Genomic DNA, 20,037 nt, shown 5'->3' on the forward strand with positions numbered 1-20,037 from the left:
TCGCTGTTTATTTATTAGGTAATTATTCAGCGATAATTGAAGTTATGGCTGTATTTTTGTGACTAGATATGAGTTTTTAGGTATTGGGATTGGTTTGTTGCAGAGAGCAAAAAGGAATTAATGCCGTTAAATGGCGGTGCAGTAAACGATTATTTGGCTCTAGATTAAGGGTAGAATCATGCATTTTAATTCGATTTTTTGTCGGGGGAATAGCCGATTGAGCACAAGTTTTGGTTACCAGCGTGTTGCTAAACTTGTATTCATAATTGCTATTTTATTTAGCACAAGGGCTGTTGCAGATACCTATACATTCAGTACAGTCTCAGGCTCTGGTACTGCAACTCTAACAACCACGGTCAGTGGTATCACGCTAACCGCAACCCAATCAGATGGTGGAAATATAACCGTGTCTTCTGGTTTTATGGTTCCTTCCACTGTAACGCCAAATGGCGGAACTTGGACGCTCTCCTTTGACTCTCCAGTCAGTATTACCCAGTTTGATATGGCGGAGTTTGCAGACCTTTCAGATGGTAGCTATGTGTTTACACCAGATAGTGGTACAGCGGTAAGTATTACATCTAGCGATGCTGAGCTTGGAGATTTTCTGGCAACGCTCAGTCCTTCTGATTGGACAGCGGTGAACTCGGTCACATTTAGCCATGTCACAGGTACTGGCAATAACTCAAGGATAGGCATCGATAATATTGTGTTTACCGCGGCAGCGGTTGATAACACCAATCCTACGTTTGATAGCGCAAATTCAACGCCCAGTGATGGCGACACTAATGTTTCAGTCAGCAATGATATTATTATCGATTTTGACGAAGATATTGCACTAGGTAGCGGCAATATTACCATTCGAGATATCGATGGTAGCAGTGACTTTGAAGTATTCAGTGTGACCACTGAGAGCGACGGTACAACCACTACTCCAGGCGCTGGTCGTATTGGGATCACCAATGACAAAATATATTTAAATCCGACCAGTAGCTTATCGGGTAGCACTAATTATTCAATTAGAATTGATACTACGGCGGTGGATGATACTTCTGGTAATAGCTTTGCGGGCATAAGTGACGATACCACCTTTAACTTTACCACAGCCGATATTACGGCTCCGACATTTGATAGTGCCAATTCAACGCCCAGTGATGGCGATACTAATGTCTCAGTTAGCAATGATATTATTATCGATTTTGATGAGAATATAGCGCTAGGTAGCGGCAATATTACTATTAGAGATGTTGATGGTAGCAGTGACTTTGAGGTATTCAGTGTCACGACAGAGAGCGACGGCACTACTACATCACCGAGTGCGGGGCGCATTGGTATTACCAGCGACAAAATATACTTGAACCCGACGAGTAGCTTATCGGGTAGCACGAATTACTCAGTTAGAATTGATACTACGGCGGTAGATGATACCTCGGGCAACAGTTTTGCCGGTATTAGCGACGATACGACCTTTAACTTTACCACAGCGGATGTCACAGCTCCAACATTTGATAGTGCCAATTCAACGCCCAGTGATGGAGACACAAATGTCTCAGTTAGCAATGATATTATTATTGATTTTGATGAAAATATTGCGTTGGGCAGCGGTAATATTACCATTCGAGATATAGATGGTAGTAGTGACTTTGAAGTTTTCAGTGTGACCACTGAGAGCGACGGTACCACCACGACGCCAGGTGCGGGGCGTATCGGTATTACTAGTGACAAAATTTATATTAACCCAACAAGCAGTTTATCAAGCAGTACTAACTATTCAATTCGTATAGATACCACCGCGGTAGATGATACCTCGGGCAACAGTTTTGCGGGTATTAGCGACGATACCACCTTTAACTTTACCACAGCGGATGTAACAGCACCGACATTTGATAGTGCTAATTCAACGCCCAGTGATAATGCAACGAGCGTCTCTGTAAGCGATGACATCGTTATCGACTTCGATGAAAATATTGCTCTGGGCAGTGGAAACATCACCATTCGTGATGTCGATGGCAGCAGTGACTTTGAAGTATTCAGTGTGACCACTGAGAGCGACGGTACGACCACGACGCCAGGTGCAGGGCGTATCGGTATTACTAGTGACAAGATTTATCTCAACCCAACCAGTAGTTTAACCGGTAACCGCAATTACGCGATCCGCATTGATTCCACTGCGGTAGATGATACCGCGGGTAATAGTTTTGCAGGTATCAGCGATGATACGACCTTCAACTTTTCTACAGCCAATAGCGCACCTGTCGTTGATTTAGACTCAAGTTCAGGCAGTGACGACAGCAGCGCTTCTTTCTCTGAAGCGGGCGGAGCGGTGAGTATTGCTCCCAATGCAGCTGTGACAGAAGCGGATGGTGACACGATTACCACCATTACTGTCACCCTCACTAATGATCAAGATGGTGCGTCTGAAGGGCTTAATGTCAGCGCAGCAGCACAAGACGCGCTAACAGGTATTTCCGGTTCGTCTGCGGTTACCTTACAAGACACCATTACCATTTCAGGTGCAACGGCGAGCGCCTCAGAAGTACAAACCTTCTTGCAAGCGATTACCTACAACAATACTTCAAGTGCACCCAATGAGACCGCCAGAACGGTCACTGTGGTTATTAATGACGGAACAGATAATAGTACTTCACGCACCGCAACGGTATCGGTCAGTAATGTCACCGCTGCCAGCAGTACTGCAGCCAGTTTTAATACCACTAATGGCACTAACTTATCCCCTGCGATTACTTTTACCAGTGATGACGAAACACTGACGATTGCAGATACAAGTCATATTTCTGGGTCAACGGCCGATGGCGGAACAGGTACGGATACATTAAGTGTACCAACCGGCTCGAACCTTGCGAATTTTACCTCTTTGACAAATTTTGAGACGTTAACACCAGACAACGATGCGTCGTTGACACTCACTGAAACACAACACGATGCATTTACAACCATTAATGGCTCGGGCACTAACCAATTCACTATCTCAAGTGGAGATGGTGATCAAACCTTAACAGGGGATAGTGATATTGAAACCTATGTGCTAGGCAGCGCCATGAACTTTACAATGGCAGCGGCCACTCAAAATGTTACCGGTAGTAGTGCTGCAGATACCGTAAACGTGACGAGCTTTACAGCCACCGGCGTGCTCTCTGGTGGTACTGGCACTGACATATTGCAATTGAGTTCTGGTGCGAATATCAGCGGCGCAACGCTAAGCAGTTTTGAATCGCTTACTTTATCAAGCGGCGCATCGGTTACGATGACAGAAGCGCAGCATGACAACTTTTCTACAGTGACGGCTGCGGGTACAGAGAGCATTACTATTAGTGATTCAAGTGATGGTTTAACGGGTAACAGCGCAATCGAAACCTATGTGTTATCGGCAGCCAATACCTTTACTTTGGGTAGCGCAGCACAAAACCTAACGGGTAGTAGCGGCAACGACACGGTAAACGTTGGTACGCTTACGGCAACTGGTACGCTTGCTGGTGGCAGTGGTACCGACACCTTGTCGATTGCTAATGGTGGCAGTATTACTGGCGCGACGGTTAGTGGCTTTGAAAACCTCTCGGTCGCCAGTGGCGGTTCAGCAAGCATCACAGTATCACAGCTTGCTTCTTTTTCTGGCACGGTTACTGGGACTGGAACGGAAACTGTGTCGATTTCAGGAGATGGTGACTTAACCACAGTATCTGCGTTGGAAAACTACACCTTATCTGATGATTCAACTAACACTCGAACCGTCACAGTAAGCGATGCGGGTCACTCTGTCACAGGTACTTCAACATCAGATGCAATCACATTTAATTTGGGTTCCTTAACTTATACAGGAACTATCACTGGTGAAAATACGGTGTCAGATACATTGTCACTGAGTTCTGGCGCGGATATTACCGGAGCAACAATTAATTCGGTGACCAATTTGACACTAGCGTCTGGTGCAGCTGTAGCTATGACGACCACTCAGCATGGCGGATTTACAGGAACAATAACAGCTGCAGGAAGCGAAACGATTACACTCAGCGGAGATGGTGATTTCAGTACATTATCCAGCGTTGAAAGTTATACAGTGGGTGATGATAGTACTAATACTCGAACAGTTACCGTTACCAACGGTACTACCAGTGTTTCGGCGACATCGACCACAGATGCAGTTACCTTTGCCATTGGTGGCAGTGCTTACTCTGGTACTTTAACGGGTGACGCTACCGTTGCAGACAATGTGTTAGCTAGTGACGGCGCCGATGTAAGTGGTGGCGTATTCACCAATATTGGCACGCTGAACCTAGGCAGCGCGGCTACTGTTGCCATTGATGCTGCTAACCTCAGTGATTTCTCGACAGCCATTACCGGAGCTGCGGGTACAGAAACGCTTAAATTAATGGATGGCGGCACGTTTGATTTTTCCACAACATCAGTTTCCTTAATTGAAGGGATTGCAATAGGCACAAACAGCACAGCCTCAGTCACGTTGACAGATAACTTCAGCGCCGATGGACAAACGGTTTCTGTGACCAATACGAGCGGAAGTGCTATCACGGCGGATTTAACCATCAATGCCTCTGCATTTGTGAGTGATGTACTGCAAATCACCGCCACCGATTTAGATGGCTCAGACACCATCACCGGTGGTAGTGGGGCTGATACCATTCGCCCGGGGGCTGGCACTGACTCGATGACAGGTAATGATGGTAATGACAACTTTGTAGGTGAAGCTAGTGATTTAAATGGAGATACCATTGCTGACTTAGCGGCAGGTGACACCATCACCATTACTAATCTTATAGGCATGACAACCAGTAATGTGCGCTTTAATGGTACTGGCACACTAGAAGTAGACACCAATGCTACGACATTTGCTAGTCCAGAAATAAGCATCACACTCACCAATGCGCCGGGGAATGACTTAGTGTTCACAGTCGCTGATTCTGGTAGTGATACCTTGATAACCTTTGAAGCCGCAAATGCGGTACCGGTGTTCACAAGCTTAAATGGTGGTAGTACCTTCACTGAAAATGGTTCAACGGTTGTGATAGATAGCGATGTTACTGTTGCTGATACCGAGCTAGACGCACTTAATGGTGGTAATGGTAACTACGATGGTGCCTCACTGACTATCGTTCGCTCAGGTGGTACGAATGCTGAAGATGTATTCAGTAACACTGGACTGCTTGGCACTTTAACCGAAGGTAACGCGTTTGACTACAATGGTACGTCAATCGGTACTGTGACGACCAACTCATCGGGAACATTGGTACTTGCTTTCAATAGCAGTGCAACATCTGCTTTGGTAGACAGTGCTTTGCAGGCAATCGGTTACAGCAATAGTTCAGAAGATCCGGGTTCTTCGGTTACCCTTAACTACACTTTCAGTGATGGCACCACGAATAGCACAGGCACTAATCAGGCCACAGTGACTATCAGTGCAGTGAATGATGCACCGACCGACATTGCGCTAACAGCAACCAGCATAGATCAATCCAGTACGGGGGTATCTGCTACGGTCGCCACGGCCAGCACCACTGATGTTGAAAGTGGCGACAGCCACACATATACGCTAGTAACCGCAGGCTCTTCTGATGGAGGAAGCTGTAGCGCCAATACAGGCAACGGCAGCTTTCAATTCTCTTCTAGTACGTTACAAACACAAGCGTCCACATCGCCTGGTGATTATGTGATCTGTGTGCAAACCAGTGATGGTACGGCAAGCTATCAAGAATCATTTACCATTACGGTGAACGATGATGTGGCTCCAAATGCACCGTCTACGCCAGATTTAGATGTTGGTTCGGATACAGGTTCCTCTACCACTGATAACATCACCAGTGATACCACGCCAACCTTTAGCGGTACTGCTGAAAGCGGCTCAACAGTGAGGTTATATAGCGATCAAGTTGGTGGTGGTGCCACGATAATTGGTAGTGCGACAGCGACAGGAGGAAATTGGCAAATCACCACAAGTGCACTTGCTTCAGGGGTTTCGCACTCCATCACGGCAACGGCGACTGACACTGCAACCAATGTGAGTAGTAGCTCTGGGGCGTTGAGTGTAACAATTGATAACACAGCTCCCACAGCGCCAAGTACGCCAGATTTAACGGCGGCTAGTGATAGCGGAAGCTCAAATTTTGATAATATAACCAACGACACCACACCAACCTTCACGGGAACGGGTACCACTGGTGATACGATTACGCTTATTTCTAACGTTGACGGAATAATTGCTAGTACCACTGCAAGTGGTGGCGCGTGGAGTATTACACCGAGCTCCGCGCTTACCGCTGGAGGTCAAAGTATCTTTGCCCGAGCATCTGATGTTGCGGGTAATACTACCGATAGCTCAAGTATATCGGTAACGATTGACGCAACGGCACCAACCGGCGTCACCGCTGCAATCGACCAAACTACCATAAACGCAGATAATGAAGCTGCATTAAGCTTTACGTTAACGGGACTTGAAGGTTCAGGTAGCTTCACTTATCAATTATCTGATGGGACCAACACGATAAACAGCACCAGCGCAACTGCTATTACCAGTGCCAGTCAGCAGGTTACTGCAATTAATGTAACAACGCTTAATGAGGGTACATTAACGCTCAGCGTATTGGTGACGGATGTCGCTGGTAATCAGAGCAATGCGTTCACCGATACCGTGACTAAGCAATACAACGTTGCACCTACCGCGGGCAATGACACTCTGACAACCAACGAGGATACTGCGGGGTCTGTGAATGTGCTAACAAATGATAGCGACCCAGAAAATGCTTTGGATATTACTTCAGTGACGGTAAAAACAGCACCGACGAAAGGTCAAGTATCAATTAGTAACGGTAATGTAACTTACACACCAAATGCCAATGCTAATGGTGCAGATTCATTTACTTACACTGTGAAAGACACGGAACTGGCTGAATCTAATGAAGCAACGGTATCTATAACCATTACACCAGTCAATGATTTACCGGTGGCAGCTAATTTCACTCCAAGCATTAGTGAAGATACGTCGACAGCGGCGCTAGCAGTGAGAGCTAATGCCACAGACGTAGAGGATACTAACCCTTCAGGCAATATTGAGGTTGTGACTCAACCGACTATTGGCACCGTGGCGATAGACCAAACAGCAGGGACTATTACTTATACGCCAAATGCCAATGTCAATGGCTCGGACTCACTGACTTATCGCATACTAGATAGTGAAGGTGGTCAATCGAATACAGCGACTATCACGGTTACCATTACGTCAGTAAATGATACCCCTGTGATTTCGGGTACGCCGTCAACATCTGCGGATGAAGATGTAGCTTACAGCTTTACACCGACAGCAAGTGATGCTGATAATGATACGTTAACTTTCAGTATTACCAACCTACCAAGCTGGGCGAGCTTCAATACCTCAACGGGCACAATTACTGGCACGCCAACGGAGGGGCAAAGTGGCAGTTTCAACAATATCGTAATTTCGGTTAGTGATGGTCAAAGTACTGCCGCGTTAACAGCGTTCAATATCTTAGTAAACTCGGTAAACGATGCGCCATCTATCAGTGGCACGCCTAATACATCGGTTCGTCAAGATGAAGCCTATAGCTTTACACCGGCTGCCTCGGATGTCGATTCAGCGGGACTCACCTTTAGTATCAGTAATTTACCGGGCTGGGCAAGTTTCGATAGTACAACTGGCGGTTTGTCAGGTGTGCCTACTCGAGAAGATGTGGGTACCTACGGAAATATTGTGATAACAGTCAGTGACGGTGAGTTACAAGCGAGCTTAGCCGCATTTGAGATTGTTGTTCAGCCCGTGAATGCGGCGCCTGTTGCTAACGATATGCAACGCGATATTGATGAAGACAGCACCACGAGCTTTGTCGCAGATGTTACAGACCTTGATGGTGATGCACTTACGATTGAAGTGCAGAGTCAGCCACAAAATGGGCAAGTATCCGTGCAAGGCAATGTGTTGACTTACACGCCAGCTCCTAACTTTAACGGTACTGATGCATTTAGTTACAGTGCTTCCGATGGAGAGTTAGAGTCCAATACGGCTACCGTGACTGTCAACATTGCTGCGATTAATGACCAGCCAGTAGCACAAGACGATAGTTTTACTTTTGAGGCGGTTCCGGCAAATCAGTACGCATTACCTGTACTGGATAATGACACCGACGCCGATGGAGACACGCTTACGATTATTGGTGCTAAGACATCACTAGGTAGCGTGAGTATTTCTGGTGGCGGTTTAATTTACCAAGCTGTAGCCAACGCACAGGGTCCGGTGTTAGTAACTTATGTGATTGAGGATGCAAGTAAAGCAAGAGCATCCGCGAGAGCAACGGTTAATATCACGAATGCAGGAGGTGGAGATGCGCCAACGATTAACGCACCAGATGACATTACCGTTAATGCGAAAGGCCTTTATACCAAAGTAGATTTGGGCACGGCAGTTGCGTTTGATGCCGATGGTAACCCGTTACCTGTGTCTTTAGCGCGTAGAATCCCCGTATTTGCACCAGGCCAGCATTTAGTTTATTGGCAGACTGAAAGTGCTCAAGGAGTTCAGGCGACGGCGAGTCAAACTGTTAACGTGACGCCGCTGGTATCGCTCCAGAAAAATAGCCGAGTAGCAGAAGATACCAGCCATTCTATTAATGTCTATCTAAACGGCACATCACCCAGTTACCCTGTAATCATCCCTTATTCAGTCTCGGGCACTGCCGACAGTAGTGATCATGATTTACAATCTGGCGAAGTCGTAATTAACTCAGGTCTACAAACCAGTATTAACTTCAACATTTTTGCTGATAGTGAAGCTGAAGGTAATGAGACCATAGTGATATCTTTAGATGGTTCACTGAATCTTGGTGCGAAGTCTTCATCGACAATCACTATTGTCGAAAGCAACGTTGCACCAGATATTGTGACCACAGTGACTCAAGATGGAGAGGATCGCAGTTTAATTACAGCGTCGGATAGCTTAGTGGTGATTACGGCGAAGACTTCAGATCCGAATCCAAACGATCTAGTGAGTGTTTCGTGGCAATCAGCACAGTTACAGAACACTTCAACTGAACCTCAACAGTTTGCATTTAACCCGCTAAGTGTAGCCACCGGCATATACAAAGTGACGGTGACAGCAGAGGATAATGGCAGCCCGAGTTTAGCGACCAAGAAAGACATCTATATTGAAATTATAGAGGCATTAGATGCACTTACAGGTCAAGACTCCGATGGTGATTTAATCCCTGACGACCAAGAGGGTTATGCAGATTCTGATGGTGACGGTATACCAGATTTCCAAGATGCGATTTCTGATTGCAACGTTATGCAGGAGCAAGCGCTTGAATCAACCCAATATTTAGTCGAGGGTGATCCTGGAGTTTGCCTTCGCAAAGGCGCAACCGTAGCACGGAATGAAACGGGAGGACTACAGCTGCTGGTTGAAGAACTGCCAGCCGATCCGAGTGCACAGAACCTTGGTGGGGTATTTGATTATATCGCTACAGGTTTACCTCAAGAAGGTGATGTTTACAGCATCGTGTTACCACAACGCACCCCAGTTCCTGCTGGTGCCGTGTATCGTAAGTTCAATCAAGGGCAATGGATAAACTTTGTATTGGATGATGATAACCAAGTGCTATCAACTCAAGGAGAGCCAGGCTTTTGTCCACCTCCAGGGGATGAACTGTGGCTCAGTGGTTTGGTTGAAGGTAGCTGGTGTGTCCAATTGCGAATTGTTGACGGTGGACCAAATGACGATGATGGAACGGCCAATGGCACCATTGTTGACCCAGGAGGTGTTGCTGTACTTTTAACTAATAATGCGTTACCAAGTGCAAATACTGATGCAGTAACCATCGTTTCAGGCCAACCTGTGGTGATAGATGTACTGGCAAATGATACAGACGCAGATGGAGATACGCTGTCAGTTACCGGTGCATCGGTTGATTTTGGTACTGTGGTTGTGGAAAACAACCAGCTCCGATACACACCGGTGCCAAGGTTTATCGGTACCGCCACAATTCAATACACAATTACTGACAACCAAGGTGGAACAGCCAACAGCACGGCGGCTATTTCTATCATTGTTAATAAGGCACCGGTTGTTGTGGATGATAGTGCTACCACGAACGGCAAACCGCTAGTCATTGATGTGCTTGCTAATGACAGTGATCCTGAGGGAACCGCGCTTGAGTTAGTTTCTGCAACAGCTGCTCAAGGTGTTGTGCAAATTAACACCGACAATACTTTAAGCTATACGCCAAAATCTGGCTTTGAAGGTACTGATACAATCACCTACGTGGTGCGCGACCAATACGGTGCGACGGCACAAGGTAGTGTATCGGTCAGTGTCAGTATGCAAACGACTACTAGCATAGAAAACAGCTCATCAGGAGGAGCGATGACCGGGTTGTTAGTCTTGTTAGTGTCAGCGCTGCTGATTCGTAGATGCAACACTTTGCTTCCTGTGATTGTTGTAGTGGGCAGTGTCACTGCTTTGCAGGCGCACGCGACCACGAATGACTGGAAGCTTGTTGGTTCGTTAGGGCAGGCGAATGCTGACAGTGAACTACCTCACTCAGATCTGGTAAAGACAGCAATAGACGATAAAGACATGAGCTGGTCAATTGGCGCCTTCTATAAATTTGCTGATAGTTGGCACGCTGGGCTGCGCTATATTGATCTAGGTGAAGGTCGCGTGAGCTTTGAAGGCACGGTGAACGATCCCATGTTAGCTCATGAGCTACTGTCTAAAGTTGCTCCGGTATTGCCTGAAGGGATATCGGTGCAACTAGACTACGCTAAGCAATTAGAGAATAACTTTACGGGGAAATTATTCATTGGTGTGTGGCAATGGGACTATGAAATTGACAGTGTGCGAGATGGAAGTATTAAGCGAACTTATAAGGATAGTGGCACCAGTGGCTATCTTGGCGGTGGGGTTCATTACCAGATTTCAACATCGCTGACATTAGGACTTGATTATAGCTATTATTTTCTATCTAAAAACGATATTGATGAGGTGTCGCTTGGTTTTGAATATCGGTTTTAGCACAGAGCAACGGTTGTTTTAGCGTTACGCGCTTAAAAAACTAATCATGAAAAGGTTAGCGTTATTGCGCTAGCCTTTTTTATTTTAATCGTTAATTCAGGTGGTTTATGGCAAGCGCATTAAATAAACGGACTATTTTGAAGCGGAAAAATAGCGTTATTGGCACCGCTCTCGCATCCTGCTAACGCTAAGGTAGCTACTTCCGTGTAGGCTAGGGGAAAAGATTTTGTGCTAAAAGAGAAGTTTTAGACGCAGCTAATAGAGTATTTCCTTCTCCAAATAGACTAGAGAATTAGTACAATTGGTAGTATCTGAGCCACAGAATATAAGCGACTTTTGCAGCTAAATTAGCATGGCCCTGCGTAGATCACCGTTGACTGGCAGTGGTATAGTAACGGCTTTAGCTTTTTCCGCCGTTGAGAGTGAAATTTCGTGCTGCCTATCCAACAAGTTTACTCAGATCTAGTACAACAACTTACGACCCAGCCTACCGTGTTACTACAAGCGCCACCTGGGGCTGGTAAATCAACTTGGTTACCGCTACAACTGATCCTAGACGGACACTTTAATAAAATTGTGATGCTTGAACCAAGACGTATTGCCGCACGTAACATTGCACAGTTCTTAGCGTCACAACTACAAGAAGAAGTCGGCCACACTGTCGGTGTAAGAATGCGCCAAGAGGTGAATGTTTCCGCACAAACCCGTTTAGAAGTTGTGACTGAGGGTATGTTAACTAGGATGATACAAGCAGATCCTGAGTTGGCAGGTGTTGATTTACTTATTTTTGATGAATTTCATGAGCGTTCGCTTGCTGCGGACACCGCGCTGGCCTTTGCATTAGAGTCACAAGCGGCATTGCGTGAAGACTTGCGTATTCTGGTCATGTCTGCCACGTTAGATGGTGCGCGTTATCAGCAGTTTTTACAGTGCCATCTGATTGCTTCTCAAGGTCAAAGCTATCCAGTAGAGACGATATATCAGCCACTGGCTAAAAAAAGCGAATGGCTAGAAGCTATCCCAAATTTGATCTTACGAGCACTGTCTGAGCAGCAAGGCAGCGTGTTGGTATTTCTGCCTGGGAAACGTGAAATTCAGCAGGTGGCAAATTCGCTGTCGAATTTACCCAATAATGTGATTTTAACCAGCCTTTATGGCGAGCAAGATAAGCAATTGCAACAACAGTCGATTGCACCCGCTGCAAAGGGTACACGTAAAGTAGTACTTACTACCAATATTGCAGAGACCTCACTGACTATTGAAGGTATTCGTGTGGTGATTGATTCAGGTAAGCGTCGTGCTGCGCAGTTTAATTTGAAAACCGGAGTAACTGAACTTGTCACCGTTGCTATCTCCAAGTCATCGGCCATACAGCGTGCAGGTCGTGCCGGCCGTTTAGCTCCAGGCGTTGTGTATCGACAAGGTTCACAGGCAGAATTTGATCGATTAGCAGAGCACGATATACCAGAAATATTGAGTTCAGATATTAGTAGCTTAGTATTAGAAGCAAAAATGTGGGGCAGTGAAGTCGCGCTGCTCCCTCTGTTAGATGTCCCAAGCACAGCTCAATTACAGCAAGCAAACGAGCTATTAAAAATGTTAGAAGCTTTGGACGAGCAATATAAGTTGACCAAATTTGCCGCGAGCATGCAACGATTCGGCACCGAACCTAGGTTGGCTCATATGTTACTAAAGGCGCAAAAGCTTGAGTCTAGCCACCCAGGAATAACTGAGCTTGCTTGCTATTTTCTGGCATGGCTTGATGCCAGAATCAAAGGTTCAGCTGAGCTATCGGTCGCCATACAAAGCCAATATCAACGTCCACATCCGGTATTTAAAAAACAGTTACAGTATTGGTTAAAGAAATCGTCGGCGAGGCTTCAAGCTGATTTAACCATTGAGTACTTACCCCTCATTGTGGCATTGGCTTTTCCAGACAGGCTCGCTAAACGACGTGGACAAGGCTTTGTCTGTGCAAATGGCGCTGGTGTAAATGCTCACCCTGAGCATTGGTTAGATGCTGAATACCTTGCCATCGCGTCTTTAGGTGGACACAATGGACAGACAATTTTTTCCGCCACGGCATTTTCCCCAATTGAAATAGAGAGTGAATTACCCCATTTGTTCACCGATTTAACGATTTGTGAATTTGATGAAAGGTCACAACGGTTTGTTCATGAAGACAGAACCTATTTGGGACATTGGGTAGTTTCCAGCAAGCCAAGTAGTAAAACTATAGATATCAGCGCCAGAACACAGGCTTGGGTTTCGCTAGTAACTCACAAAGGGCTGAACATATTCCATGATTACAATGACTGTGAGCAGCTACTTATTCGTTTTCAATTAGCAGCGAAATACGAACAAGGTGTTTATCAAGACTTCACTCAAACGCAGCTGATGGGGGAGCTAAAAACCTGGTTAGGACCGTATTTACATGAAGTGAAAACGGTAGAACAGCTACGCAAAGTATCGTTACGAGAAGCGTTAACCGCAGCGATTGATTGGTCAGTACAACAGACTTTGAATACATTATTACCACAAAAGATAACAGTGCCGAGTGGCTCAAGTATTAAGGTGCAGTACCAACTAGAAGGTCCGGCTAAGCTCTCAGTGCGAATGCAAGAAGTCTTTGGTTTAACCGAAACACCTAGGTTATGCAATGGCAAGCTTGGGTTGTTAATGGAGCTACTTTCTCCTGCGCAAAGACCTTTACAGTTAACGCAGGATTTAGCGCACTTTTGGCAAAGTAGTTATCGCGAAGTACAAAAAGAAATGAAAGGGCGCTATCCAAAGCATTTTTGGCCAGATAATCCAGCACAGGCGACGGCGACAAATAAGGTTAAAAGCCGCATGTGATCAACGCAGGCGCAGGTTATGGACACGACTTAATGGCAATTCAATTTACAAATTTAAGTTTTGTTAGTGACAGCGGCTAGGCTGATTGCGGCTTAGCTTGCGCTGCTTTTCAGCAGCTGCTTTAAGTTTTTCAACATAATCTTTTGGTGCATCTAAGTTGGCGGTAAGATAGAGCTGTTTACTAAGCTCGTTGACTTCAAATACCTTCTGCCATTGCTGTTGCATTCCTAACCGTTTGGCCATGCTTTCAATAAAGCTTTCTGCGCCAAAAATGAAATCGATCCTGCCCTTTTCCATCAATCCTCCACCTTGAGTTAAGCTATTGACGATAATTAAGTTTTTATCTTCAATAAAGCCCTTATTCTTTAAATATGCCGTTGAGGGTTGGTTTGCAGGAACTGCAATCACATAGTCTTTTAGGCTATCTAGGGTAATTTTTGATGGCAATGGGGTACGACCATTATGATAAAAAGAGGTCGACAAGCTACAAAGTGGCGCTATCCATTGAAACTGATGCTCTCTACCAGCTGTTCTTGCGACGGAATAGAGAAGGTCATAAGGGGATTGTTTGGAGAACTCAAAAGCACGATGCCAAGGAAGCATGTAGATCTTATAGTTGATATCGGCTTCCCACATTATTTGTCTGACCAGATTGGTGTTAAAGCCCGTGATCAGGCCGTTGTTTTTCTCCACCTGATATGGAGGAAAAAACTCAGTGTAGATCCCAATAGAAGAGGGAAAAGTTGCTTTTGTGGGAAATGACATCATGATCCCTATAATGCCCCAAATAAGATACCGCATAGTTCAATACTCGAGACGCTTTCCTTCATAATAAACCATAAAAACGACTTTATTTCATGTTAATTCTGCAATATTAAGCCTGCAATGGTGATGTAGACTTTTATCTATAACTCGTTTTAAATAGCTAAGTAATTGAAACCGTTATTTAAGCTCTATATATTTTCCTCCCTATTTAGCTTGCTACTTGGTTTCATCTAATTTTTTACAAAAGTGCTAAAATTTCCACTTTACCTCAAGATTGGTTGAGCTTTTAAGGTATCTATTGTTTCTAGTTAAGGTCGATATTTGATCTGCAAATTCAAGAATAGGTTGCCGTTTTAAAGGAGTATTTATGTCATCACCATCGTTGTTGAAGCAACTTAAGCGATTTACCCCACTAGTGTGGGTAATGATAGTTGGTAACTTTTTTGTTCGCTCGGCGTACTATATGGTGTGGCCATTTTTAGCGGTTATTTTTTATCAAAACTACCAACTATCAGCCACGGAAGTGGGCTTTTTTCTTACCTTGGCGGCTACCATTGCAGTGTTACTTGGTTTTTACGCAGGGAATTTAGCCGATCGTTTTGGTCGCACAAAGTTGTTATACACAGCAGTGATAGTGGGAGTTGTTTCGTTTGCTTTACTCGCTGTGGCACAAAGTTTATGGCTGTTTGCTATTGCGGTATTTCTGGCGTGTTTGCCAAGGACGTTATGGGATGCGCCGAGTAAAGCATTGCTGACTGAGGAGTTGAAAAACCCAGAAGATAGAGAGCTTGCACTACATATTCTTTACTTTGTGGTTAACGTGGGAGCAGCACTTGGACCTTTATACGGTTTGTGGGCTGGGTTAAATGGCGAACAGTTTAGCTTTATATACACATCTATTTCGTATGTCGGGTTGTTGATTGCACTAGTGTATTTAGGTGTAAAAGCGGGTCCGGTAAAAAATAGTCAAATTGATTTGAGTAAAACGGTACCCAAATTTACGGTATGGCTAGGTATTTTACGCAAAGATAGCTTGTTTTTACTTGTACTTATTGCCACAACCTTAATTTACATCGTTTATGCGCAAATGGATTCTAGTTTGGTGCAGTTTCTGACTCGCGCTGATGTGCCAGATTTAGCTTGGCTAATTTCCAGCTTAATTATCACTAATGCATGCGTGATTATTGTTTGCCAATTTCCGCTAATGCATGTGACGCGCAATTGGAAAATAGAAAACCGTCTTTATGTCGGTGGTGGCGTCTTGATTATCTCACAACTTATCATGGCCTTTAATGCAGTGGATAATTATGTTGGTTGGATGATTGCGGTAGGGATTTTGAGCTTCAGTGAAGCGTTGATCTTCACTAATATCAATATTTATATCGACCGTTTAGCACCTGAACACTTAAAAGCGAGTTACTTTGGAGCCGCTGGGCTGTGCTCCTTGGGTTATGCATTAGCACCTATCCTAGGTGGTTTGATCCTCGATTTTGCCACTGGAATGACACTGTTTATAACCATGGCGTTATTTGCGTTGAGTGCAGTGGTTCTTTATCGAGTCGCCGAGCTTAGACCTCGTGAGCTCATGGATCCAAGCTAACCCCAGTTGAGGTCACCTCAGTGCGCTTTGCGCATTGTTGCTCAACTTTTGCTTAGATTACTAGGCGGCAAGTCGAGCGCTGCGCTCAAAACCCACTGAGGGGAACAAAAATCAAACCGCAAAGATCAACAGCCCCTAAGACTGAGGCTATTTTTTACTTGCCATATTTTGTAAGTACTGAAGTCGACGTTGCTCGGCTTCATTCGGTTTGTATGGTGCGTTGCTCAAAAGATTAAAATCTGTGAAGCGTATTTCTTGTTGTTGTATTTTACTGTCTCCAAACTGAGCGACTTCACCGGGCCTTGGGGAAACCTTTTCAATGACAAAGGTTTTTAGCCGCATGGTTTCTGGGTTATCGGAGTTTAAATGCCCAGCCAAGACGGTATGGTGCGCCTTAAGCATCACCGTTTGCTTACCCTCATCCAACTTTTCTCTGGTGACTAAATGGCTAATTGGTGTATCGGAAGTGTCGAATAAGTTTGCTCTAATGCGAAACGTACCAGCCGCTTTGACATCCAGTTCGATAGGGATTTCCATGTTTGGACCTTGCGCAGAAGGTTTGCCGACAGATAGCAGTGTGGCACTTGGTTGATAGTATTTGAAGCTCGCGGTTAATGCGACGGGTTGTCCGCTGTTGGTGTTAGCGCGAACCAGTAAGTTTAAATCAATTGGCCACGTGCTATTTCCTGCTAGTTCAGCAACCCAGCCACTTGGCGTTTGGACTAGTTGCACCTCAGCTAACTGCTTTTTTTCATCAATAACGAACAGTTCTGCATTGGCTGTTGTTATGTCACCTTGCACCAGTATCTGAACTTTGTCTGGATGAATGAAACGATATTTGTTCAAAGAGAGTGCGATTTTTTGTTGCGTGTTGCCAACCGGCATTTCTACGGGATAAAAGTGATTGGGGTTTAAACGGTCAAAATCAGCAGGATTTAATGGCTGGGAGTAAGGCGGAGAGCGTAAAGATTGCTCATACATCGCAGCGACTCCTTTTGCTGCTTCACGCAGAGGTAATGTGTCGATAATATCTTGCTCTGTATCTTGCGTTACTGCGAGATCAATCTCATCTTGTTTGCTCGCAGTCTGCTGTGCTTGGCTTGGCTCCTCAGCAGGTTGAATATAACCCTGTTGCGGATCAACTTGAGGGGGATCAAAAAGGGTGATAATGATAGCGATCAAACAAACAGAAAATACCGCAAGTAGTACATAGTGGACTTTTTTCATAACACTCCTTAGAGGTGTGGGGAAAAAGCCAGCATATAGCTGGCTTAGTTTCATAATTTATAGAAACTTAAAGAGAATTCAAAATCAGTCTAGAAAAACTCTGGTTATTTGATTCAGAAACATAACGATAAGTTTTTTTCCAGAACCAAGAACCAGTCGTTTCTTCATAGCTGTTGTAGCGAATGGTTTTATAACCTGCATTAAATGAAGTTCTAACTGGAGCAACTTTGCCTTGATAACCCGCATCTGGAAGGTTACCGTGGGTATAGTCATCACCCATTAGCATTGGATAGTGATAAGGCATAAAGCTAGTTACCGCGTCACTTTGGCTTTTCAGTTGGCCGTTAAGTGCGATGCTTGAGCTACAGCTTCCAAAGCTGCCTTTATTGCTTGCGCCACATGATGAGTGAGTTGCGACTACACCATCATCGTTGCCCGGTAAAAATCCGGCAGTGAGGTTGTAATATTCGTCTGAGTTAGCAACAAAGCGTAAACGAGGCGCATTGTCGCTTGGGTTTTGTGCAACTTGACGAGCATTATTTACTTTCAAGTCCCATAGGATACCCAATTCTTCAGGCATGCTACCAAGCCATAGCTCAACGGCCTGACGAGTTAGCTCGCCAACGACACCACCAGAGGTTGCAGCGCTAACTGCGGTGTCAGCCAATTCACTGCCGCCGCCAGCACCGGCCATATCAAAAGTAGCAACGATATTAAGTGGTTGTAATCCAGCATTTTCTAACCAAGTTGCTTGATTATCAATGATGTATCTTGCAACTAAGTCACCCGTTGAGTGAGTTACAAATACACAGCCAGGATTACAAAGGTTGCTCTGTGAAAACGCACGTAGTTTCGGCCAAATGTAATCTGTAGCAATCTTTCCCTGTAAACGCTCGTATGATGGCCAGTCTATGCGAGCATCAGCGTGTTGGTTCCAAAATGATGACCAATATTCTTGACCCTCATAATCAACGTCTGTGTTGTTTGGGCGTGTTAATTGGTCTGGTTGAAAGCCATGAATTAGAATTGTTTTGTATTCAGCAGCTTGTACGCCCGCGCTAGCACCAGCAAGTAGTGCCGTTGTTAATACCGTGTGTAGTAGGTTTTTTTTCATCATATTATCCTTGATTGAATTGACTCCAAGTGCCACTACAAACTTCGAACACTACATCTGGAGATGTTTATTTTAGAGATTGTTAACCTCTAGAAATTAGTTAAACCACTTCAAGATTACCGTGTACTTCAGACAGTAAATTGAGTGTTTTCTCGCTTCTGCTCACAAATGGGTTAGTTTGATCCCAAACATAACCTGCCAATACAGAAGTAATCTGGTTCTTAATTTTTTCAGGCTTGCTGTGGGCAAAAAATAGGCTTCTAAGTCGACCGTCATACCAGCCGTCGATATAGGTTCGCATGACTTCAATGCCATTCACCATATGCTGCTCGTAGTCGTTTTGCCAATCTACTGACTCGCTATTAAGCTGTTTTACAATTAAATCTGCGGCGCGTGCACCGGATTCTATTGCAAACATGACACCAGCTGAGAATACTGGATCGATAAATTCGCTGGCATTGCCGGTCAGTACAAAGTTTTTACCGTATAGTTGCTTGATACCTCTGGAATACCCTTTAATTTCCTTAGGTTCCATACACAGTTCCATGCCTTCCAGCATTTCCATCGCGTCGCTATTCGTGCCCAAATAAGCTAAAAAGCGCGTTTTTGCATCGCCTGCTTCGCTCTCCAAGTATTCAGGAGAGCCGACAAAGCCAACCGATACACGACCATCTGAAAAGGGAATAAGCCAAATCCAAACGTCTTTGTTGTGAACTAAGATGGTGACTTTGTTGTTTTCTTCGCCAGTAACGACGCCAGCTGCGGGTTTAAACTGTGCAAATAAAGTCCCTCTTGTAGGTGATGCTGAAGGTTCGTTTAAATCCAGTAAATTGGCGAGAACTCGGCCGTAACCGCTAGAATCAACCACAAACTGAGCTTCCACCTCATAGCTTTCACCAGCTTCATTTTTAACCTTAACGATGGGATGCTCAATCTCCATATTGACGTCTATGACGGAACTGCCAAACTCGATCGGAACGCCCATTTTTTGCACTTCTTCAGCAAGTACATTATCAAAATCATCACGCGGTACTTGCCATGTCCACGTCCAACCTTCGGTGTAATTTTCTGAGAAATCGAAGAATTCTTGAAATTGACCTTGTCTAAAATTTGCACCAATCTTTTTTTGATAGTTACGGGCAACCAGTGCATCCATAAAACCCGCATCTTCAAGATGTTGCATGCTTTGAGGGAGTAGACTCTCGCCGATGACGTATCTTGGAAAATGAGTGCGTTCAACGATTTTGACCTTAAGCCCAGACTTTATTAATTTTGCCGCTGTCATGGTACCTGCGGGCCCGGCCCCGATAATCAATACGTCTACAATTTCCTTAGCCATGATGTGTTTCCTTAATATTTTATTTTAAACATATTATTAACATCGCCGGAATTAGGTTTATAACTCTAATTAAGAAAAATTTCCAGTCG

Annotated in this window: 7 protein-coding genes; 3 read left to right on the top strand and 4 right to left on the bottom strand. The window is 44.9% G+C overall.

Annotated features, from left to right (window positions below; genetic code table 11):
• The first annotated feature begins 217 nt into the window (after window positions 1-217).
• Window positions 218-11,047 carry an Ig-like domain-containing protein gene (locus ACSLBF_RS05160; protein WP_440055533.1) on the top strand — a complete coding sequence of 3,610 codons (10,830 nt, stop codon included), beginning with the start codon at window positions 218-220 and terminating at the stop codon, window positions 11,045-11,047.
• A 432-nt stretch (window positions 11,048-11,479) separates the two neighbouring features.
• The gene (gene hrpB, locus ACSLBF_RS05165; RefSeq protein WP_440055534.1) at window positions 11,480-13,903 is read left to right on the top strand and encodes an ATP-dependent helicase HrpB; all 2,424 of its coding nucleotides are present in this window, start codon (window positions 11,480-11,482) and stop codon (window positions 13,901-13,903) included.
• Between the two features lie 63 nt (window positions 13,904-13,966).
• Here the strand turns inward: hrpB and ACSLBF_RS05170 are convergent, their stop codons facing one another.
• Window positions 13,967-14,704: a substrate-binding periplasmic protein gene (locus ACSLBF_RS05170; RefSeq protein WP_440055535.1), complete on the bottom strand. Its 738-nt coding sequence runs from the start codon at window positions 14,702-14,704 to the stop codon at window positions 13,967-13,969.
• Between the two features lie 331 nt (window positions 14,705-15,035).
• Between ACSLBF_RS05170 and ACSLBF_RS05175 the strand changes: the two genes are divergently transcribed.
• A complete protein-coding gene (locus ACSLBF_RS05175) occupies window positions 15,036-16,268 on the top strand; it encodes an MFS transporter (RefSeq protein ID WP_440055536.1) in 1,233 nt (410 codons plus the stop codon).
• A gap of 147 nt (window positions 16,269-16,415) precedes the next feature.
• Here the strand turns inward: ACSLBF_RS05175 and ACSLBF_RS05180 are convergent, their stop codons facing one another.
• The 3 genes from ACSLBF_RS05180 to ACSLBF_RS05190 all read right to left on the bottom strand — a co-directional run bounded on the left by ACSLBF_RS05180 (window position 16,416) and on the right by ACSLBF_RS05190 (window position 19,948).
• Complete coding sequence (locus ACSLBF_RS05180) at window positions 16,416-17,495, bottom strand: hypothetical protein (RefSeq protein ID WP_440055537.1); 1,080 nt, start codon at window positions 17,493-17,495, stop codon at window positions 16,416-16,418.
• A 67-nt stretch (window positions 17,496-17,562) separates the two neighbouring features.
• Complete coding sequence (locus ACSLBF_RS05185) at window positions 17,563-18,612, bottom strand: hypothetical protein (protein ID WP_440055538.1); 1,050 nt, start codon at window positions 18,610-18,612, stop codon at window positions 17,563-17,565.
• A 97-nt stretch (window positions 18,613-18,709) separates the two neighbouring features.
• Window positions 18,710-19,948 carry an NAD(P)/FAD-dependent oxidoreductase gene (locus ACSLBF_RS05190; protein WP_440055539.1) on the bottom strand — a complete coding sequence of 413 codons (1,239 nt, stop codon included), beginning with the start codon at window positions 19,946-19,948 and terminating at the stop codon, window positions 18,710-18,712.
• Window positions 19,949-20,037: the final 89 nt, after the last annotated feature.

This window comes from Pseudoalteromonas sp. T1lg65, from assembly GCF_051930985.1.
Taxonomy (GTDB): Bacteria; Pseudomonadota; Gammaproteobacteria; order Enterobacterales; family Alteromonadaceae; genus Pseudoalteromonas.

Bases quoted from the DNA above. Each gene is read 5' to 3' on its own strand.
- ACSLBF_RS05170 (WP_440055535.1), bottom strand. From the start codon at position 14,704: ATGCGGTATCTTATTTGGGGCATTATAGGGATCATGATGTCATTTCCC.
- ACSLBF_RS05175 (WP_440055536.1), top strand. From the start codon at position 15,036: ATGTCATCACCATCGTTGTTGAAGCAACTTAAGCGATTTACCCCACTA.
- ACSLBF_RS05180 (WP_440055537.1), bottom strand. From the start codon at position 17,495: ATGAAAAAAGTCCACTATGTACTACTTGCGGTATTTTCTGTTTGTTTG.
- ACSLBF_RS05185 (WP_440055538.1), bottom strand. From the start codon at position 18,612: ATGATGAAAAAAAACCTACTACACACGGTATTAACAACGGCACTACTT.
- ACSLBF_RS05190 (WP_440055539.1), bottom strand. From the start codon at position 19,948: ATGGCTAAGGAAATTGTAGACGTATTGATTATCGGGGCCGGGCCCGCA.